General features: G+C 69.1%; 17 protein-coding genes and 1 pseudogene. 9 read left to right on the top strand and 9 right to left on the bottom strand.

Going from position 1 to position 17,869, the window contains the following annotated elements:
• Window positions 1–29 precede the first annotated feature (29 nt).
• The 8 genes and pseudogenes from ACYVN4_RS10425 to ACYVN4_RS10390 form a co-directional block, all read right to left on the bottom strand.
• Window positions 30–1,487, bottom strand: coding sequence for a hypothetical protein (locus ACYVN4_RS10425; protein ID WP_460719687.1), 1,458 nt, complete (start codon window positions 1,485–1,487; stop codon window positions 30–32).
• Window positions 1,484–2,152, bottom strand: coding sequence for an FHA domain-containing protein (locus tag ACYVN4_RS10420; protein WP_460719685.1), 669 nt, complete (start codon window positions 2,150–2,152; stop codon window positions 1,484–1,486). Before ACYVN4_RS10420 ends, ACYVN4_RS10425 begins: the two co-directional genes overlap by 4 nt.
• 11 nt (window positions 2,153–2,163) lie before the next feature.
• Window positions 2,164–3,456 carry a vWA domain-containing protein gene (locus tag ACYVN4_RS10415; protein WP_460719682.1) on the bottom strand — a complete coding sequence of 431 codons (1,293 nt, stop codon included), beginning with the start codon at window positions 3,454–3,456 and terminating at the stop codon, window positions 2,164–2,166.
• A 2-nt stretch (window positions 3,457–3,458) separates the two neighbouring features.
• A complete protein-coding gene (locus ACYVN4_RS10410) occupies window positions 3,459–4,454 on the bottom strand; it encodes a protein phosphatase 2C domain-containing protein (RefSeq protein WP_460719680.1) in 996 nt (331 codons plus the stop codon).
• 17 nt (window positions 4,455–4,471) lie between these two features.
• The gene (locus ACYVN4_RS10405) at window positions 4,472–6,730 is read right to left on the bottom strand and encodes a serine/threonine-protein kinase (protein WP_460719678.1); all 2,259 of its coding nucleotides are present in this window, start codon (window positions 6,728–6,730) and stop codon (window positions 4,472–4,474) included.
• Window positions 6,727–7,926: a hypothetical protein gene (locus tag ACYVN4_RS10400; protein WP_460719676.1), complete on the bottom strand. Its 1,200-nt coding sequence runs from the start codon at window positions 7,924–7,926 to the stop codon at window positions 6,727–6,729. The genes ACYVN4_RS10405 and ACYVN4_RS10400 overlap by 4 nt, the downstream gene beginning before the upstream one ends.
• Before the next feature lie 134 nt (window positions 7,927–8,060).
• Complete coding sequence (locus tag ACYVN4_RS10395; RefSeq protein WP_460719674.1) at window positions 8,061–8,912, bottom strand: PaaX family transcriptional regulator C-terminal domain-containing protein; 852 nt, start codon at window positions 8,910–8,912, stop codon at window positions 8,061–8,063.
• 101 nt (window positions 8,913–9,013) lie between these two features.
• Window positions 9,014–9,583, bottom strand: a pseudogene (locus ACYVN4_RS10390) (alpha/beta hydrolase family protein); the annotation flags it as partial.
• A gap of 108 nt (window positions 9,584–9,691) precedes the next feature.
• On the opposite strand from ACYVN4_RS10390, the gene ACYVN4_RS10385 reads away from it, so the two are divergent.
• The gene (locus ACYVN4_RS10385) at window positions 9,692–10,543 is read left to right on the top strand and encodes an acyl-CoA thioesterase (protein WP_460719672.1); all 852 of its coding nucleotides are present in this window, start codon (window positions 9,692–9,694) and stop codon (window positions 10,541–10,543) included.
• 66 nt (window positions 10,544–10,609) lie between these two features.
• Here ACYVN4_RS10385 and ACYVN4_RS10380 read toward each other — a convergent pair whose 3' ends face one another.
• Entirely contained in the window at window positions 10,610–12,301 is a 1,692-nt protein-coding gene (locus tag ACYVN4_RS10380) for an APC family permease (RefSeq protein ID WP_460720557.1), read from the bottom strand.
• A gap of 208 nt (window positions 12,302–12,509) precedes the next feature.
• On the opposite strand from ACYVN4_RS10380, the gene pdxT reads away from it, so the two are divergent.
• The 8 genes from pdxT (at window position 12,510) to ruvB (ending at window position 17,861) form a co-directional block, all read left to right on the top strand.
• The gene (gene pdxT, locus ACYVN4_RS10375) at window positions 12,510–13,130 is read left to right on the top strand and encodes a pyridoxal 5'-phosphate synthase glutaminase subunit PdxT (RefSeq protein WP_460720555.1); all 621 of its coding nucleotides are present in this window, start codon (window positions 12,510–12,512) and stop codon (window positions 13,128–13,130) included.
• Between the two features lie 53 nt (window positions 13,131–13,183).
• Entirely contained in the window at window positions 13,184–13,936 is a 753-nt protein-coding gene (locus tag ACYVN4_RS10370) for a YebC/PmpR family DNA-binding transcriptional regulator (protein WP_460719670.1), read from the top strand.
• A gap of 68 nt (window positions 13,937–14,004) precedes the next feature.
• Window positions 14,005–14,532 carry an O-acetyl-ADP-ribose deacetylase gene (locus ACYVN4_RS10365; protein ID WP_460719668.1) on the top strand — a complete coding sequence of 176 codons (528 nt, stop codon included), beginning with the start codon at window positions 14,005–14,007 and terminating at the stop codon, window positions 14,530–14,532.
• 84 nt (window positions 14,533–14,616) lie between these two features.
• A complete protein-coding gene (locus tag ACYVN4_RS10360; protein WP_460719666.1) occupies window positions 14,617–15,063 on the top strand; it encodes a hypothetical protein in 447 nt (148 codons plus the stop codon).
• 21 nt (window positions 15,064–15,084) lie between these two features.
• Window positions 15,085–15,447: a hypothetical protein gene (locus tag ACYVN4_RS10355; RefSeq protein WP_460719664.1), complete on the top strand. Its 363-nt coding sequence runs from the start codon at window positions 15,085–15,087 to the stop codon at window positions 15,445–15,447.
• Between the two features lie 117 nt (window positions 15,448–15,564).
• On the top strand, window positions 15,565–16,149 hold the full coding sequence (ruvC, locus tag ACYVN4_RS10350; protein WP_460719662.1) for a crossover junction endodeoxyribonuclease RuvC: 585 nt from the start codon (window positions 15,565–15,567) through the stop codon (window positions 16,147–16,149).
• Window positions 16,146–16,751 carry a Holliday junction branch migration protein RuvA gene (gene ruvA / locus ACYVN4_RS10345; RefSeq protein ID WP_460719660.1) on the top strand — a complete coding sequence of 202 codons (606 nt, stop codon included), beginning with the start codon at window positions 16,146–16,148 and terminating at the stop codon, window positions 16,749–16,751. The genes ruvC and ruvA overlap by 4 nt, the downstream gene beginning before the upstream one ends.
• A gap of 6 nt (window positions 16,752–16,757) precedes the next feature.
• A complete protein-coding gene (gene ruvB / locus ACYVN4_RS10340) occupies window positions 16,758–17,861 on the top strand; it encodes a Holliday junction branch migration DNA helicase RuvB (RefSeq protein WP_460719658.1) in 1,104 nt (367 codons plus the stop codon).
• Window positions 17,862–17,869: the final 8 nt, after the last annotated feature.

Here is a 17,869-nt window from a genome sequence, read left to right as displayed (position 1 = left end):
CTCGAGGTCTCGTGCCCGGGATCGCCGGGTCAGCGATATTCGGCCAGCCGTGGCCGCACGCCGACGAGCACCAGCACCGCGAACAGCACCGCCGCCCCGGAGGGCAGCCAGTTGTCCCAGCCCGACAGGTGGTTCTCGCCGCGGGCGATGGCGGCGTCGAAGGCCTGCTGATTGATATCGATGGTCGCCTGCAAAGCCTTGTCGTAGGCCGCGAAATGGTCGTTGGAACCGCCCGTGTCCAGGGCGATGGCGGCCCGCAGATCGCTGCCGGCCAGCCCGCGCAGGGTGTGATCGTCGTGCTGGTAGGCCTGATACGCGGTGAGCGTCTGCTCGGAGGCCTGCCGCTCCCCGGGGAAGGTGAGGTTGCGGAATTCCTGCCCCAGGGAGGAGTTCTCACCGATGGTCGTCTGCGCGTGCCCGACGGTCTGGGTGACGACCTTGTCGACCGCGCTCGAATAGTCGTCGACCCCGCGCGCCGAGGTCCCCACCAGCTGCTGTGACTTGTCGAAGTAGCTCTGCTGATAACTCGGCACGTGGGTGGGATCGAGCAGGTACCGGCTCTCGTCGGCATTGGCGTCGTAGCTCAGCGCCCGCGCCTGCCGCAGCGCCAGCAGCGAGTCGAAGGCGTCCTGCTTGGCGATCGTGAGCTCGTGCGCCGCAGCCGCGTTCGCGGTGTACCCGCTGACCAGCAGCCCCAGCGCGAGCACCGTGGTGACCGCGAGCGCCGGATTGACCCGGCGGCGCAAGGTCACCCGCATGACGTACTGCAGCCCGACCAGCGTCACCAGCAGCAGCACACCCAGCACCGCGATGCGGATCCGCGCCGCGACGGTGGTGTGCTCACTGTCCTGATACGCCTTGGTCAGCACCGTCTTGTTGGAGTCGGCCAGCTGCTGGGCCCGCGACAGCAGATCCGGCACCAGCCCGGTGGCCGTCCGATAAGCCTCCAGCGTCCGCGCCGACGGCTGGCCGGCGGCCCCGTGGTCGAGATCGGCGAGCTGGATGGTGTCCGCGGCGGCCGCCTGGTACCGACCGAACCGGTCGAGCAGTTCCCGGATTTGTTGCGACGCGGTGGCATCGGTGGCGATGGTCATGGCCTGCTGCAGGTCGCCGTCAGCCTGTACCCGGCGCTGGTCGTAGGTGCTGAGTGCGTTCTTGCGCACCGTGGCCAGGCTCGAATCGTCCCCGGCCAGCAGCACATTCGCCAGCTGGGCATCCATATCGGCGAGGGCGAAGTACAGGTCCTCGGTGGCGGTCACGGTCGGCGCGGTGTGCCCGCCGATGACCTGGATGCCGTGGCGCGTGGAGCGGGCGTCGGCGGCCATCACCAGCGCGGTCACCACCGTGAGCACCACCGCGACCAGTGCGAGCAGCCGGATCCAGCCCGGCGTGTCCGCCCGGGTCGGCAGCAGCGCACGGACCCGGGTGAGGGTTGCGGGGGTGGTCTCGGGGCGGGGAGCCGGGGGACGGGGGAGCATCGTCGTCATGACGCGTTGTCCTGCTTCAACGTGAGAGTGGTCCACGCGCCCAGGTGAATCCGGTCGCCGGAAGACACCGGCACCGCCTGCCCGCGCGGGATGGGATCGGCGGCCGCATTGACCCGGGTGCCGTTGGTGGAGCCGAGATCGATGATGGCCCAGCGGTTCTCGGGCTGGGCGACGAACAGCACGTGCAGATGCGAGACCCCCGGATCCTGCGGCGGACCGGTGAGATCGATCTCCGGATCGATCCCCTTGGACGCGCTGAAGCGGCCCACCCGCACCTGCGCGCCCGCGAGCGCGAAGACGCGTTCGGGGCAGTAGACCGGGAATTCGACGTCGTCGTCCTCGGCCCGCATGCTGTCGAAATAGTCGCGATCGGCGGAAACCGTTGCGGTCCAGGCCGATTCCGTGGGCGGAGGGCCGGGAACGGCAACCGGTGCGACGACGGTCGGCGCGAGCAGGGAGACGGTGGCCGCGGGCGCGGTGCCCGCGACGAAGTCGTAGCTGCATCCCTCGCAGAACCGCCCCGTCTGCGGTTCTCCGCACACCGGGCACGGCGTCCCGGCGGGTTCGGCTGTGGGCGAGGGTGTTTCGCCCGCCCGCATGAGCAGCCCGCACACGTCGCAGTAGTCGTCGGCCGCCGAATCGTGTCCGGCCGGACAGCTCGCCATCTGTTCCCCCTTCACCGCTTGTGCACGCGGGAGGTCTTGGTCGACCGCGTGTCCAACGTCATCTCATCGGCCTTGGCGACCGCGGATTTCAACCGCACCGTCCCCGTGCGCGCGTCGAGCACATCGACCACGCCCTCGAGCAGCTTGGCCGTGTCCTGATTCCCCGACGCCGCCGCGATCTGCACTGCCCGCCCGAGTTTGCGGGTGGCCGTGTCGAGATCGCCGTCGCGGCGCGCGGCCAGCCCCTCCTGGATGACGCCCGCGAGCTCGGCCTGCCCGGTGTAGTGCGCCACCTCGGGACTGATCTTGCTGGACTGCACGACGTCATCGGTCCACACGGCCTTGACCAGGCCCTGCCCGAGCACCTCGGCCTGATCGCCGCTGCCGCGCACCAGGGCGACCCGCCCGGCGAGCATCACATCGCCGACCGCGCCCGCCGCGACCTCGACGCAGATGTGATAGTCGCGGCTCTCCGCACCGCCCCAGGATCCGGTCGGGTATTCGCCGGTCTGCGCACCGGTTTCGGTGCGGCGCCCGGTCAGGTCCGTCAGTTCGGGCGCGACCTGCTTGACGAACTTCACGCTCGCCCCGCGCGGGGTCCACAGCCGCAGCGACACATCGGCGACCGTCTTGCCCATGGCGGCGGTGGTCATGGCCTGGAAGTCGGCCACCAGATCGCGCGGGTCGGCGACGATATCGACGGTGCCCAGCAGCGCACTGGACACCTTGCGCAGCTCGTCCACCTCCCAGTCGGTGCCCACGCCCCGACAGTCGCACACGTAAACCCCGGTGCTGGACGCGATTTCGGCCGCCAGCTGCTGCGGTGTCTCGTGTTCGTCGCGGCCGTCGGTGAGCAGGATGGCATGCCGCAACCCGCCCCGATCTCCGAACAGCTGCCGCGCCAGCCGCAGCCAGTTGCCGATGGCGGTGCCGCCACCGGCGCGCAGATTCTGCACGGCGGCAATGGCATTGGCCTTGTGCTGCGGTGTCGCGGCGATCAGCGACGGTGTCGCCGGATACACCATGCGGGCCACGTCGGTGCCCGCCACGACCGCGAACTCCACCCCGTCGCGCACGGCGGAAATGGCCGCGGCGGTGGCGTTCTTGGCGGCGGCCAGCTTGCCGTAGCTGTGATCCATGCTGCCCGAGCAGTCGACGATGATCACCTCGGCGGCCCCGCCGCTGGTCGGGACCGCGCCGCCACCGGTCGCGGTCACGGTGACCACCGCGTTCACCCGGGTGGCGCCCGCGGGCAGGTACTCGTTCTGGAAGGTCTCGATCTGGAAACCCAAGGGGTCGTTCATGGTCAGTGATTCCTCGAGAGTGCGGGCCGATGCGGGACGGCGAACGGTGCGACGGCCACGGTGATGTTGTCGCCACCGCCCGCGGCCAACGCCAGATCGGCGAGGTGATGGGCCGCGGCGCAGGGATCGGTGAGTGCTTGCGGCAGCGCCAGTTCGGTCAGGGTGTCGGCGGTCGGGAAGTAGTTCCAGAGGCCGTCGCTGCACACCAGCACCGCGCCCGGCCCGCTCGGCACGAAGGTGCGCACGTGGGGCTCGATGCTGTCCGCGTCCGCCCCGAGCCAGGCGGTGAGTGTGTGCGCGTCGGGCATGGACATGGCCGTCGCCTCGTCCACGCCGAGCTCCACCAGTCCGGCCGCGACGGAATCGTCGGTGCTCAGCTTGCGCGGGGGAGCGGCGGACGGCTCGCCGGTCAGCCAGTAGGCGCGGCTGTCGCCGATGGAGCCGGTGGTCACCGAGCTCGCCGTGACCACCGCGGAGACGATGGTGCACGACGGCGTGCGATCGCCGCGGTCGCCCAGGGCGGCAACGGCATCCGCCGCGGCCCCGATGGCCAGAATGGTGGCGGCCTCCGCGCCCAGCCCGCCGGCCAGTTCGCTGGCGAGCCGGTCGGCGGCGGTCGCGGCGGCCCGCGCGGCGGCGTCCTCGGCGTGATCGGAGCTGGATACGCCGTCGCATACCACCAGGATTCGGGTGCCGGTGTCGTCGAGGACCCGCAGCGCCATGGCATCTTCGTTGTGCGCGTGCCGTTTTCCGCGATCGCTGACGGCCGCGACCACGCCGAGGTCGAGGTCGTGGCGATCCGCGACGCTGGGCTGCATGCCGCACACCCGGCAGAACCCGTCGGCGTCGAGGGTCCCGGTCGCACACGACCCGCACGGTGCCGAGCCGGGATCCGGGCTCGTCAGGGGCACGCCGCAGTCCTCGCAGAAGCGGTCACCTTCGGTGAACGCCGCGCCGCATACCGGGCACACGCCGGTCTCCTCCGCTGTCGCCGTCATCGGCCCCCGCATGTCCGTCACACCCAACTCAGGGGCCGAATCGTATTGGCCCGGTTGACCAGATCGCGCCGGGTCAGCTTGTCCGAGGACAGCCGCGCCAGTTCGCGATACTGCGATTCCAGCGCCCGCCGCAGCTCGTGATCGGTGAACCGGCAGCCCAGCACCGTGGCTCCCGGCTCGACCGGGGCCGCGGCCTGCAGGCCGAGCGCCGCGTCGAGCACCGCGATGCTGCGCCAGGCCTTGAGCTCCGGATCCAGCGGCAATGCCGCGAGTCGATTGCCCGCCGCCGCCAGATACTGCCCCGACCCGCCCGCCAGCTGCGCCCCGAACGCGGCCAGCTGCGCGGCCGTGTGATGGCTGGAGCTCGCCGGAACCGAGTCGGCGGCGGTGATCGCGCCGTCGATATCGCGCTCCTGCAACCGTGCTCGCGCCAAACCGAAAGCGGCGCTGGGATATCCGTGATCGGTGCGCCACACCTGCAGATACAGCCGCGATGCCGCCTCGTATTCGCCCGCGCACTCGCGGGCCGCCGCCAGCGCGAGTTTGGCCGCCGCCTCGCCGGGCAGGATGCCGTACACGGCGTCGAAGGCGTCGCGCGCGGCCGCGAAGTCGCGGCTGCCGAGGGCGGCGAGTCCGCGATACCAGGTGATCCGCCAGTCGGCGTCCTCGGACTCCTCCAGCGCCGCCAATTCGGCCAGCGCCGTGTCGATATCGCCGGCCTCGATCCGGGCTCGGATCAGGGCGAGGCTCACTTCCGGGGACTCGACCGGCGCGGCCGCCAGGGTGGCCACCAACTGCACGGGGTCCCCGATGGAGGTGGTGGCCAGGAACCCGGCCGCCGGATCGGTGGGGTCCACCATCGGCACCGGCAGCGCCGCCGCGATGACGCCCGGCTCCGGGGTGGCGGGCCACTGACCCGGGTTCGCACCGAACACCGCGCGCTCCCCGCTGAACACGGTCGACAGCGCGGGTCGCGGCAGGCCGTCCTCGGTGGCCACCACCTCGCGCAGCACCCCGGTGACCTGTTCGGCCATCTCGGAGGCCGACCCGAACCGCTCGTTCGGGTCGGTCGCGGTCGCGCGTTCGAGCAGCCGCCGGAACGACGGGAACTGTGCCAGCAGCGGCACTTCCGTAGCGGGCGGCAGCGTGTACCGGTAGGCGTTGCGGTAGTCGAAGTTGAAGGTCAGCACGGCCAGCGTGCGCGCCACGGTGAACAGATCCGATTCCACCGACGCGCCTTCGTCTTCCAGCTCGGGCGCGCAGTAGCCGTCGGTCTTGAATCCGGCGCTCTCCTCGTCGTCCATGTGCCGGACCGCGCCCAGGTCGATGAGCTTGAGCTGCTCCTCGGTCTGGATCATGTTGTCGGGCTTGAAGTCGCAGTAGAGCAGGCTCATGCCGTGCAGGTAGCCCATGGCGGGCAGGATCTCGAGAATGTAGGCCAGACCCTGCGCGAGCGGCATCGGCGCCAGATGACCGGACGAATCCCGTTGCGAGCGCAGTTCCTTGAGCGACGCGCCGCCGACGTACTCCATCACGATGTAGCCGACCGGCTCGTGGGTGAGCGGGTCGGGATGCTTCACGAAGTTGAAGATCTTGACGATGTTCGGGTGTTCCACCGACGCCAGGAACTGCCGTTCGGCCACCGCGGCGGCCATGGCGTCGGCGTCGCCGGTGTCGAGCAGGCCCTTGAGCACCACCCAGCGGTCGCTGACATTGCGGTCGCGCGCCAGATAGATCCAGCCCAGCCCGCCGTGCGCCAGACAGCCCAGCACCTCGTACTGTCCGGCGACCAGGTCACCGGCCGTCAGCTTGGGCGTGAAGGAGTAGGCGGTGCCGCACTGGCGGCAGAAGCCCTCGGTGCGGCCGGGCACACCTTCGCGGCCGCGGCCCACGCGCTGCCCGCAACTGCTGCAGAAGCGTTCGTGCTCGGGCACCTGCGGGTCGGCCATGATCGCGGTGGACGGATCTCGGTAGGGCACTTGCGGAATCGTGACCAGGCCCGCACCCAGTCGGCCGCGGCTCGAGCGTGCGGTGCGGGTGGACCGGGACGAGGAGCGACTGGATCCGCGTCGGCTCTGCCGACCCGAGCCTGCCCGACCCGAGAAACCGGTCCCCGTGCCTGCCCGCGAGAGTGGCGCCGAGGCACCGTTGTTCGAAGGACCGGCCACCGTGCTCGACGCGACGACCACCGCGGGCCCGGCCGGGGCCAGTCCGCATTCGTCGCAGAAGCCGTCCAGAATCGTGCCGCCACAATCGGGCCGCGAACACTTCGTCATCGTCCTGCCGTCTTCTCGGAGATCGCCCGCTGATACTCGGCCACCGCCCGCGTGGCGGTGGCGAGATCACACGGCGCGGAATGCAATAGCTCATAGGCGCGCTGGTAGCAGGCGTTAACCGCCGGATCCTCGCTGAGCCCGAGGCGCGCGCCCTTGACCCGGTAGGCGTCCACCCGGCCGCGTAATTCGTCGCGCCGATCCAGCAGCGCCTGGGCGTGATCGCGGGCGGCATCGGCGGCGACACCGGCCGCGTCCATGGCCCGCGCCAGCGCCACCAGGTCGTCACTGAGCCGGGTCCAGTGCCGGGCGCCGCCGGAATTCAGGCGCGTCAGCCGATCCCGCAGCGGGCTGACCGGTTCCACGGTGGCCGGGACGAAGCCGAGGATCTTGACCGCGGCGGTTGCGGCGGTGGCCTGGGCGGCACGTCCGGCCGCCTCGGCCTCGGCGAGGGACACGGTCAACCGTGCGGCTCGCTCGGCGACACTGTCGCGGCGGGCCCGCAGTTCCTCGAGTTTGGCCAGCACGTCGTCGAGATCGCGGGTCAGCCCGTCCGGGTCGCCGCCCTCGGCCAACCCCAGCGGATCCGACATGCCCTGCGCGCGTTGGGTGTTCAACCGTGCCTCGATGGCATCCAGTCGCCCGGGCAGCGGATGGTCGACGGCGGCCAACTGGAGTTCGCCCGCCAGCCGCCGCGCTTGCGCCAGCCGTAAGCCCGCCTTATCCACTCCCGGCAGGACCGTCGCGGACACCGTCTCGGCCGCGGCCGCCAGCCGCGCCACTTCGCGGTAGGCCGCGTTCATCTCGGCCACTAGCTGTGCCAGCGTCTGCGACCGGGTCACCGCGGCCGGGCCGAGCAGATCCCGCTGCCCGAGCGGAATCGGTTGCGGCGCCAGCTCGACCGACGGTCCGCACAACAGCTCCGTCAACTCTTCCAGCTCCGCCTGATGCGGTCGGGTCCGCCGTCCCCGCACCTCGTGCGCCCGCGCCACCACCCGCTCCAACAGCCCCAACTGCGCCCACAACCAATCCAGCCGAGCCCGGCCCGACGCCCAGCGCGCGGCGCTGACACCGGTCAGCGGCACGCCGTCGAGAAATCGGACTCCCGGATGTTGCTCCAGCTCCGCGAGATTCACGCGGATCTCACCATGGTCGGCGTCGAGCCGGGCCAAGGCCTGATCGACCTCGGCGATTGCCAACACTGGCACCCCCCTGTTGCAGCGATATCACTCAGCGGGCGTGAGCCCGTCAGCACATGCTGCCACCGCTGGGCGTAAGCAAACCGTAAGGATTTCTTGGAATGCGGTGCGGAGGTCGCGCCGGGGCGGGGAGATTAGGTGGTTGCGGTGATGTCGGCCACCACGTCCGCATACCAGCGGAACAGTCGAATCGGTGGCAGCACAGCGGAATCCAGCGCGGCCCAGCTCTCGGCCACCGCCGCCCGCGCGCTCGCGCCGATCCAATCGCGGGGGAGCAGTTCCGGTGGCAGCAGCGGATCCGGATCGTGCGCCCGGTCGAATTCGGCCACCAGCGAGACCGCCAGCGTGACCCGGGCCGTCGCATCCGCCGAAGGCAGTGCGCGCAGCGTGCTTTCCGCCGCCGCGAGCAACCGCTCGTGCCCGGCGGCCAGCCGATCCAGCGGCCACAGCCGCTCCGCCAGCTCTCGGGGTTCGGTGCTGCCGCCCACTTCGAGGTCGACGGTGGCGGCCGTCGTCAGCCCCGACACTCCGAGTTCCTGTGCGGCCGAACGGATCCTGCCCTCCCAGGCGTGCGCCGACACATACAGCCCGCCCTGAATCGCCGCGCCCCCGAGCCCCACGATGGCATCGCGCAGCCCGTCACGCGCGGTGCGCTGGGATTCGGGCACCGCGAACGCCGCCAGATGCCACACCCCATCCCACCCGGCCTGCCCGCGATCCTGCGCGTACATCAACCGCAGGTACTCGAGATCCGGTTCCAGCGCCCCGCGCATCTCGGCCGTGGCCCGCAGCACCGCCTTGCGCCCGCGCCCCTCATGACTGAACTGTCCCTCGGCCACCAGCCTTTTGATGCACAACCGCACCTGCTGATCGCTCATCCCGAGCGCCGCGGCCACGTCGTAGAGCTCTCCGGCATCAATGCTGGCGTCCTCGCGAACCAGGCTCTCCACCAGTGTCCGGGTCGGAATCTCGGTCGAAATCGTCATCACACCACCGGCTCTCGTTCGATGACTGTCATGAGGTGCTCCTGTTCGTCGATTGCTCGGCATACCGGCGCAGCGCGTCGAGATAGCCCGGGGCATACAGGGATCGGGGCGCGAACACTGCCGTCAGGAATGGTCGGACACCGTCGGGTGTACTCGCCCTGCCGCATCCAGTTGACGGCCGCGCCGACCAGGATCATGAACCGCAGTTCCGGATGCCGGACTGCGACCTCCGGCACCACCCAGCCCGCCTGGCTGATGCCCCACAGCCCGATCCGATGCGCATCGATCTCCGGCCGCCCGCGTGCCCAGGCCAGCGCCGCCTCGGTCTCGACGGCCCGATCGTGCATGCTCTGGTCGAGCCAGTTGCCCGCCGCGCCAGCGATTCCCGGCTTGTCCCAGGCCAGCGACGCGTATCCGGCCGCGGCGAAGCTCTCCCACAGCGGCCGGTAGAACCCGTCGCGGTCGGCGTTGGCGGGTCCGTCGCCGTGCACGAAGATCACCAGCCCGAACGGCCCGTCGCCGTGCTTCGGCAGCGCCAACGTGCCCTGCAAGGTCTGCGCCGCACCCGTGATGCTGACCCGCTGCTCGCGAATATCGAAGTCGTTGGCCGCGACCACCCAGGCACCGGCCGAAACCACCAGTACGACAACGCAACCGGCGGTGATCAGGATCCGTCGCCTCCAGCCCATGAAGCTATCGTAGCAAGAACGATCGTGCTTGGAATGATAGATAACTGAGGATTGTTAGCCTGAGCGCGACCAAGGCGAAGGGACGAGTGCATGGCGACGATCGAAGAGGCGCTCGAAATAGAGCAACTCGAACGCGACATCTTCCGCGGCGCGTCCACCAAGACGCAGTTGCCGCGCACGTTCGGCGGGCAGGTGGCCGGGCAGGCGCTGGTCGCGGCGGTGCGCACGGTGGATCCGCACTTCCAGGTGCACTCGCTCCACGGGTATTTCCTGCGGCCCGGCAATCCGGAACGGCCGACCGTCTTCCTGGTCGACCGCATCCGCGACGGGCGCTCCTTCGTCACCCGCCGGGTGACCGGGGTGCAGAACGGCGAGGCCATCTTCACCATGTCGGCCTCCTTCCACGTCGGCGACGAGGGCCCGATGCATCAGGACGTGATGCCGAGCGTGCGGCCGCCACTGGAGCTGGCCGACGCCAAGGAGTCGATGAGCCCGGAACGCCTGTGGGCCATGCGCGAATGGGAGCACTGGGACATCCGGACCATTCCGCAGGAGGAGGTGGACCGCCGCGAGGGCACCATCGCCCAGCAACAGGTGTGGTTCCGCTACCGCCACCCGCTGCCCGACGATTCCGTCTTCCACGTCTGCACCCTGGCCTACATGAGCGATATGACGCTGCTGGGTTCCTCCAAGGTCATCCACCCCGACGAACCCACCCAGAACGCCTCGCTCGATCACGCCATGTGGTTCCTGCGCCCGTTCCGCGCCGACGACTGGCTGCTCTACGACCAGCAGTCACCCAGCGCGGGCGCGGGCCGGGCGCTGACGGGCGGGCGGATCTGGAATCAGGCGGGGGAGTTGGTGGCCGTGGTTATGCAGGAAGGGTTGATCCGTACCTTCCGTGACCCCCAGGCCGCCTCGTATCCGCCCGGAACTGCCTGAGCCGCAAGCGAGAACAGCGCGCCACTGGCCGAAGCCGGTGGCGCGCTGTCGTTTTCGGGTGATGGGTCAGGCTGTCTGCACCCGCAGATGGCACACCACGGTGTCGTTCATCTTGCGCAAAACCCGCTCGAGCTCATCGCTGCGATGACTGGGCAGCACATGATTCCAGCCCGCGGGCGGCTCGATCTCGGCGATCACCACGACCTTGCGCCGCCCGGTGAAGTTCTCGCGGACGTAGCGCGCCACCGGCCCGCCGACGGTCGAGTCGCCGTCCTCGAGCAGCACCAGCCGCACATCCGGATGCCAGGTCTCCCACTCCTTGGTGAAGACCGTGATGTTCTCGCCCGGCAGGCACACGTGCACCGCGATCACGTCCCGGCCCAGCGACATGGCCGCCGAGAGCGCTTCCCGGCTGAGTTCCGACACCTCCGACACCGGGACCACGATGGCGGTTTCGGAGGCCTTGGGCTCTGCGGGCACACAGCCCTTTCCTCGACAACCCTCGATCCGGCCGTAGATCTTGCGGATCCGTTCCATGGCGATCACCAGCACCGGCAGCACCACCACGATCAGCCACGCGCCCTCGGTGAATTTCATTGCGGTGGTGACGATCAGCGCCACGAAGGTGAGCACCGCGCCGAACCCGTTGAGCGCCGCGCGCCACTGCCAGCCCGCCGTGCGCACATCCAGCCAGTGCAGCACCATGCCCCCCTGTGCGATGGTGAAGCCGACGAACACGCCGATGGCGAACAGCGGAACCAGCGCGTTCATATCGCCCCGCGACGCCGCCAGCAGCACGGCCGCGGACACACCCAGCGCGATCACGCCGTTGCGGTAGACCTGCCGCTGCGAGCTGACCGCGAACCGGTGCGGCAGGCAGTTGTCGTCGGCGAGGATCTTGGTCAGCGTCGGCAGCCCGCCGTAGGAGGTGTTGGCGGCCAGCGCCAGCAGGATCACGGTCGCGAATTGCACCACGTAGTAGGCGATTCCGTGGCCCAGCGCGGCCTCGGTCAGCTGCGACAGGATGGTGGTGCCGTCGATCGGGTGGATCGAGAACTTGCCGATCAGGATGGCCAGGCCGATGAGCATCAGGCCCAGCACCACACCCAGGGCGACCTCGGCGTTCTGCGCCCGCTTGACCTTGGGGGCCGCGAAGCTGGGCACCGCGTTGGCGATGGCCTCGACACCGGTCAGCGCGGCGCAACCGCTCGAGAAGGCCTTGAGCAGCAACAGGATTCCGATGGTGCGGGCGTTCTCCGCCACGGCCGCACCGGTTTCCACGGTCGCCGGGTGCGAGCGCAGCAGACCCGCGACGATGACCACGAAGATGCCGAGCACGAACACCACGGTCGGGGCCATGAAGGCCCGCGCGCTCTCGCGAATGCCGTACAGGTTCAGGATGGTGATGCCCACCAGCACGGCCAGGCAGATCCACACCGTATAGGGGAACAGTCCGGGGAAGGCCGAGGTCAGGGCCGCCACACCCGCCGCGATCGATACCGCCACATTGAGGATGTAGTCGACGATCAGCGAGGCGGCCGCCACCAGACTGGTCCGTCGGCCCAACCGCGCCTTGGCTACCGCGTACGCGCCGCCGCCGTTCGGGAAGGCGGCGATGACCTGTCGGTAGGAGAACGTGAGCACGGTCAGTAGCACCACGATCGCCAGGGTCACCGGCAGGGTGAAACCGAGCCCGACACTGCCCGCGGCGGCGAGGACCAGCACGATCGCCTCGGGGCCGTAGGCGACCGAGGCCATGGCGTCCAGGGAGAGTCCGGCCAGACCGGTCGAGACAGTCAGCCCGTGCCGAGGCGGCGGCGCGTCGACACCACCACGCGGTCCGGGCGAGGTTTGCGGTAGCAAATCAGTCACATGCGGCAGTGTTCACCGCAAGGACGAAGAGGACACCGGTACTAACGAAACCCTGACGGCTCGGGTGAGCAGGGCCACACCGACCGGCAAACGTATGCTCGACGGCGTGAAACCGACGATTGGTGTGCTGGCTCTGCAAGGTGACGTGCGTGAACATGTGCACGCCCTCGAGGCTTGCGGTGCGCACGCGGTGCCCGTACGCCGCGAATCCGAGCTGGCGGCGGTCGACGGTTTGGTCATCCCCGGCGGCGAATCCACCACCATCAGCAAACTGCTGGAGGTCTTCGACCTGCTCGAACCGCTGCGGCAGCGGCTGGCCGAGGGCCTCCCCGCCTACGGCTCGTGCGCGGGCATGATCCTGCTGGCGTCGGAGGTGCTCGACACCCGCCCGGACATGCAGGTGCTGCGCGGCATCGATATGACGGTGCGCCGCAATGCCTTCGGTCGGCAGGTCGATTCCTTCGAGACCGACCTGGATTTCGCGGGCCTGGATTCCGCTGTCCGCGCGGTCTTCATCCGGGCGCCGTGGGTCGAAGCGGTCGCCGACGGTGTCGAGGTGCTGGCCACGGTCCCCTCCGGTCCCGCCGCCGGTCGCATCGTCGCCGTCCGCCAGGGCAATGTCATCGCCACCTCCTTCCATCCGGAAGTCACCGGCGATCTGCGCGTGCACAAGCTGTTCGTCGACACCGCGGTGCGTCCGCGCGCCGGAGTCTGACGTACTCTCGAATGTCGGACACCATTCAGCCCCCTGAAACGAGGAAGTAGGGAATGAGCGGCCACTCCAAATGGGCCACCACCAAGCACAAGAAGGCCGGGATCGACGCGAAGCGCGGCAAGCTCTTCGCGAAGTTGATCAAGAACATCGAGGTGGCGGCCCGCACCGGTGGTAGTGACCCGGACGGCAACCCGACTCTGTACGACGCCATCCAGAAGGCGAAGAAGTCGTCGGTGCCCAATGACAACATCGAGCGCGCGCGCAAGCGCGGCGGCGGTGAAGAAGGCGGCGGCGCCGACTGGCAGACCATCATGTACGAGGGCTACGGCCCCAGTGGTGTCGCCCTGCTGATCGAGTGCCTCACCGATAACCGCAATCGCGCGGCCGGTGAAGTGCGCCTGGCGGTCACCCGCAACGGCGGCAATATGGCCGACGTCGGTTCGGTGTCGTACCTGTTCCACCGCAAGGGCATCGTGACCCTGGACAAGGCCGGGCAGTCCGAGGACGACATCCTCATGGTCGTGCTCGACGCCGGTGCCGAAGAGGTCAACGATCTCGGCGAGGAGTGGGAGATCATCTCCGACCCCAGCGACATGCTCGCGGTGCGCAGCGCGGTGCAGCAGGCCGGGCTCGACTACAACTCGGCCGAATCCGGCTTCCAGCCGTCGATGACCGTCGCCGCGGACGCCGACCTGGCCCGCAAGGTGTTCAAGCTCGTCGACGCCCTCGAGGACAGCGACGATGTGCAGAACGTCTACACCAACCTCGACGTGAGCGACGAGGTGCTGGCCGAGCTGGACGCCTAGCCCGAGCCACGACTACGCGGGCCGCATTCCCAGTGGGAATGCGGCCCGCGTCGTGTTTGGATCTGTGCATGCCTGAATTGCGCGCCGTGCGTGGCGATATCACCGAACAGCAGGTGGATGCGATTGTGAATGCCGCGAATTCCTCTCTGCTCGGCGGCGGGGGAGTCGACGGCGCGATCCATCGCAAGGGCGGTCCGGAGATTCTCGCCGCCTGCCGCGCCCTGCGCGCCTCCCACTACGGCCGCGGTCTCGCCACCGGTCAGGCGGTCGCCACCACCGCCGGAAACCTCCCCGCCCGCTGGGTGATTCACACCGTCGGCCCGGTCTGGTCGAAAACCGAGGACCGTTCCGCCCTGCTGGCCTCCTGCTTCCGCGAATCCCTGCGCATCGCCGACGAACTCGGCGCGCAGACCGTCGCCTTCCCCGCCATCTCCACCGGCATCTTCGGCTGGCCCATGGACGACGGCGCCCGCATCGCCGTCGACACCGTGCGAACCACCCCGACCAAGGTTGAGCAGGTGAGTTTCGTGCTGTTCGGTGACGACGCCCTGAAAATCTTCGCGGGTGCGCTTCAGGGTGATCAAGGCCCGAAATAGGGGATTATCCCGATATGCACGAAAGCTCCTGTGCGACAAGATCGTTACCGGGTCGGGTCGTAGTTGAATGGAGTTGATTCACGCATGGCTCAACGGTTGTTGATCGGTCTCGGCGCGGCCGCCCTGATCACCGCCGCGGCGAGCGCGCTCGCCCCGGCGGCCTTCGCCACCGACCTGGCGGACGGCGTCTCGTGCGGCGATGGCAGCTGTCGCAACGACACTGACGATATCTATCGCATTCAGGTACGGGTGCACTGCTCGGGATGGGGTGACGGGTACGAGACCTCGGTCTGGGTGAACAGCCACACCACTGAGCAGACCCAGGTCGGATGCAGCGGGCGCTGGGTGGACGGCGGTTACAGCATGGGCTCGCCCTCGATGAAGCCCGACGGCAGCTTCGGCTCGCCCACCATGGAGAAGCAGCCCGACAAGTTCGAGCCGAGCTACCTGACCGGCATCGACTATCTCAGCGCGTCGGTCGACAACACCAGTCGCCGCCGCCCTGACGCGCCCGCTGCCAACGGCTCGTGACATCGATAGGAGTTGATACACATGACTACTCGATTGCTGATCGGACTGAGCGCGGCCGCGCTGTTCACCGGTGCGGTGGGGGCGCTCGCCCCCGCGGCCTTCGCCACGGACCTGGCCGAGGGCGTCTCGTGCGTGGATCTCACCTGCCGCAACGACACCGACGACATCTACGTGGTGCGGGTTCGGGTGAACTGCACGGGCACGATCTTTTCGGACACCATGTCGATCGCCGTCAACCGCCACTCCACCCGGCACGTGTACGTCTCGTGCCCGGACAGCAAGGGGCCGTGGTCGGACAGCCCGCCTCGTACGAACTGGGTGACGAGCGTCGAATACCTGAGTGCCGTGGTCAACAACAGCATTCCCACGGGCTCCGCCGGGTAGGGATTCCGGCCGGATAGCCCGAGCCCGCACCGGGATCGGCCGTGTCGATGGACAATGTCGCGGCGAGGGTCCGTTAGACTCTCGAACAGTTGTTCGTTCACGGTGAGAGGGGTTTGCGTGCGGGTGATGGGCGTCGACCCCGGTCTCACCCGGTGCGGGATCAGCATGGTCGAGGGCAGCATGGGCCGCCAGGTGGCGATGATCCAGGTCGACGTGGTGCGCACCCCGCCGGAAATGGATCTGGCGCAACGACTTCTGCTGGTGTCCGACGCCGCCGAGGCGTGGATGGACACCCATCGCCCGGAAGTCGTTGCCATCGAACGGGTCTTCTCGCAGAACAATGTGCGCACCGCCATGGCCACCGCGCAGGCGGGCGGTGTGATCGCGCTGGCGGCGGCCCGGCGCAAGATCCCGGTGCATTTTCACACCCCGTCTCAGGTGAAGGCGGCGGTCACCGGCAACGGTTCGGCGGACAAGGCGCAAGTGACCGCGATGGTGACCCGTATCCTCGGGCTGTCCGTCGCGCCCAAACCCGCCGACGCCGCCGACGCGCTCGCCCTGGCCATCTGCCATTGCTGGCGCGCGCCCATGCTGGACCGCATGGCCAAGGCGGAGGCACTGGCCGAACGGCAGCGAAAACTGTACGAGGAAAAGTTGGCCCAGCAGCGTGGTTCCAATGGACGGAAGGCGGTAACGCGGTGATCGCGTCGGTTCGCGGCGAGGTACTCGAGATCGGACTCGACCATGTGGTCATCGAGGCCGCCGGAGTCGGTTACCGGCTCAACGCCACCCCCGCCACGATGGCCGGTCTGACCCGCGGCGAAGACGCGCGGCTATATACGACCATGATCGTGCGCGAGGACTCGATGACGCTGTTCGGCTTCGCCGACACCGAGACCCGCGAGCTGTTCGTGTTGTTGCAGACCGTGTCCGGGGTCGGCCCGAAGCTGGCCATGGCCGTGCTGGCCGTCCTCGAGCCCGAAGCGCTGCGCAAGGCGCTGGCCGAATCCAATGTGGCGGCGCTGACCCGGGTGCCCGGTGTCGGTAAGCGTGGCGCGGAGCGCATGGTGGTGGAACTGCGCGACAAGGTGAATCTGGTTCCGGTGCAATCGGGTCCGCCCGGATCCGGTCCCGCGGCGGCCGTCACCCCCGTGCGCGAGCAGGTGGTGGACGCGCTCATCGGGCTCGGCTTCCCGGCCCGGCAAGCCGAGGGTGCGGTCGACGCGGTCCTGGTCGACGATCCGGACCTGGGCACCTCGCAGGCCCTGCGCACCGCGCTCGGGCTGCTCGGCAAGAATCGGTAGACCCGCATGACCGACGACTACGACGAGTTCCCGGCCGAGGATTTCGAAGACGACGAATCCGCCGTCACCGCAGGCTATCTGCAGTCCGACGGCGAGATCGAAGCCAGCCTGCGCCCGAAGTCCCTGGACGACTTCATCGGCCAGCCGCGCGTGCGCGAACAGTTGGCCCTGGTGCTGCGCGGCGCGAAAATGCGCGGCGGTACCCCCGACCACGTATTGCTCTCGGGCCCACCGGGTCTGGGCAAGACGAGTATGGCGATGATCATCGCCGGTGAGCTCGGCACGGCGCTGCGCCTGACCTCGGGTCCGGCTCTCGAACGCGCAGGCGACCTGGCCGCCATGCTCAGCAACCTGGTCGAGGGCGATGTCCTGTTCATCGACGAGATCCACCGCATGGCCCGCCCCGCGGAGGAAATGCTCTACCTGGCCATGGAGGACTTCCGCGTCGACGTGGTGGTCGGCAAGGGCCCCGGGGCGACCTCGATTCCCCTCGACATCGCGCCGTTCACGCTGGTAGGAGCGACAACTCGCTCCGGCGCCCTGACCGGCCCGCTGCGCGACCGCTTCGGTTTCACCGGTCACATGGACTTCTACGAGCCCGATGAACTGACACTGATTCTGGAACGCTCGGCCCGAATCCTCGGCGTCCGACTGGAATCCGACGCGGCCGCCGAAATCGCGGGCCGCTCCCGGGGCACGCCCCGCATCGCCAACCGCCTGCTGCGCCGCGTCCGCGACTACGCGGAGGTCAAGGCCGACGGCCTGGTCACCACCGACATCGCGCACGCCGCCCTGGCGGTCTACGACGTCGATGTGCTCGGCCTCGACCGCCTCGACCGCGCCGTCCTCGGCGCGCTGATCCGCAGCTTCAACGGTGGCCCCGTGGGTGTTTCGACACTCGCCGTCGCCGTCGGCGAGGAGGCCGCCACGGTGGAGGAGGTCTGCGAACCCTTCCTCGTGCGTGCCGGTCTGGTGGCCCGCACCCCGCGCGGCCGCGTCGCCACCGCGGCCGCCTGGGAGCATCTGGGCCTGGTCCCGCCCCCGGACCTGGTTTTCGGTTCCATCGAGGTGCGTCCCCGCGAACCTCAGCTGGATCTGTTCGAGCCGTAGGGAATTCA

It is taken from the genome of Nocardia heshunensis, assembly GCF_054782115.1.
This window is presented reverse-complemented; position numbering and strand designations above follow the sequence as displayed.

Bases quoted from the DNA above. Each gene is read 5' to 3' on its own strand.
- ACYVN4_RS10425 (WP_460719687.1), bottom strand. From the start codon at position 1,487: ATGACGACGATGCTCCCCCGTCCCCCGGCTCCCCGCCCCGAGACCACC.
- ACYVN4_RS10420 (WP_460719685.1), bottom strand. From the start codon at position 2,152: ATGGCGAGCTGTCCGGCCGGACACGATTCGGCGGCCGACGACTACTGC.
- ACYVN4_RS10415 (WP_460719682.1), bottom strand. From the start codon at position 3,456: ATGAACGACCCCTTGGGTTTCCAGATCGAGACCTTCCAGAACGAGTAC.
- ACYVN4_RS10410 (WP_460719680.1), bottom strand. From the start codon at position 4,454: ATGACGGCGACAGCGGAGGAGACCGGCGTGTGCCCGGTATGCGGCGCG.
- ACYVN4_RS10405 (WP_460719678.1), bottom strand. From the start codon at position 6,730: ATGACGAAGTGTTCGCGGCCCGATTGTGGCGGCACGATTCTGGACGGC.
- ACYVN4_RS10395 (WP_460719674.1), bottom strand. From the start codon at position 8,912: ATGACGATTTCGACCGAGATTCCGACCCGGACACTGGTGGAGAGCCTG.
- ACYVN4_RS10385 (WP_460719672.1), top strand. From the start codon at position 9,692: ATGGCGACGATCGAAGAGGCGCTCGAAATAGAGCAACTCGAACGCGAC.
- ACYVN4_RS10380 (WP_460720557.1), bottom strand. From the start codon at position 12,301: ATGGCCTCGGTCGCCTACGGCCCCGAGGCGATCGTGCTGGTCCTCGCC.
- pdxT (WP_460720555.1), top strand. From the start codon at position 12,510: ATGCTCGACGGCGTGAAACCGACGATTGGTGTGCTGGCTCTGCAAGGT.
- ACYVN4_RS10370 (WP_460719670.1), top strand. From the start codon at position 13,184: ATGAGCGGCCACTCCAAATGGGCCACCACCAAGCACAAGAAGGCCGGG.
- ACYVN4_RS10365 (WP_460719668.1), top strand. From the start codon at position 14,005: ATGCCTGAATTGCGCGCCGTGCGTGGCGATATCACCGAACAGCAGGTG.
- ACYVN4_RS10360 (WP_460719666.1), top strand. From the start codon at position 14,617: ATGGCTCAACGGTTGTTGATCGGTCTCGGCGCGGCCGCCCTGATCACC.
- ACYVN4_RS10355 (WP_460719664.1), top strand. From the start codon at position 15,085: ATGACTACTCGATTGCTGATCGGACTGAGCGCGGCCGCGCTGTTCACC.
- ruvB (WP_460719658.1), top strand. From the start codon at position 16,758: ATGACCGACGACTACGACGAGTTCCCGGCCGAGGATTTCGAAGACGAC.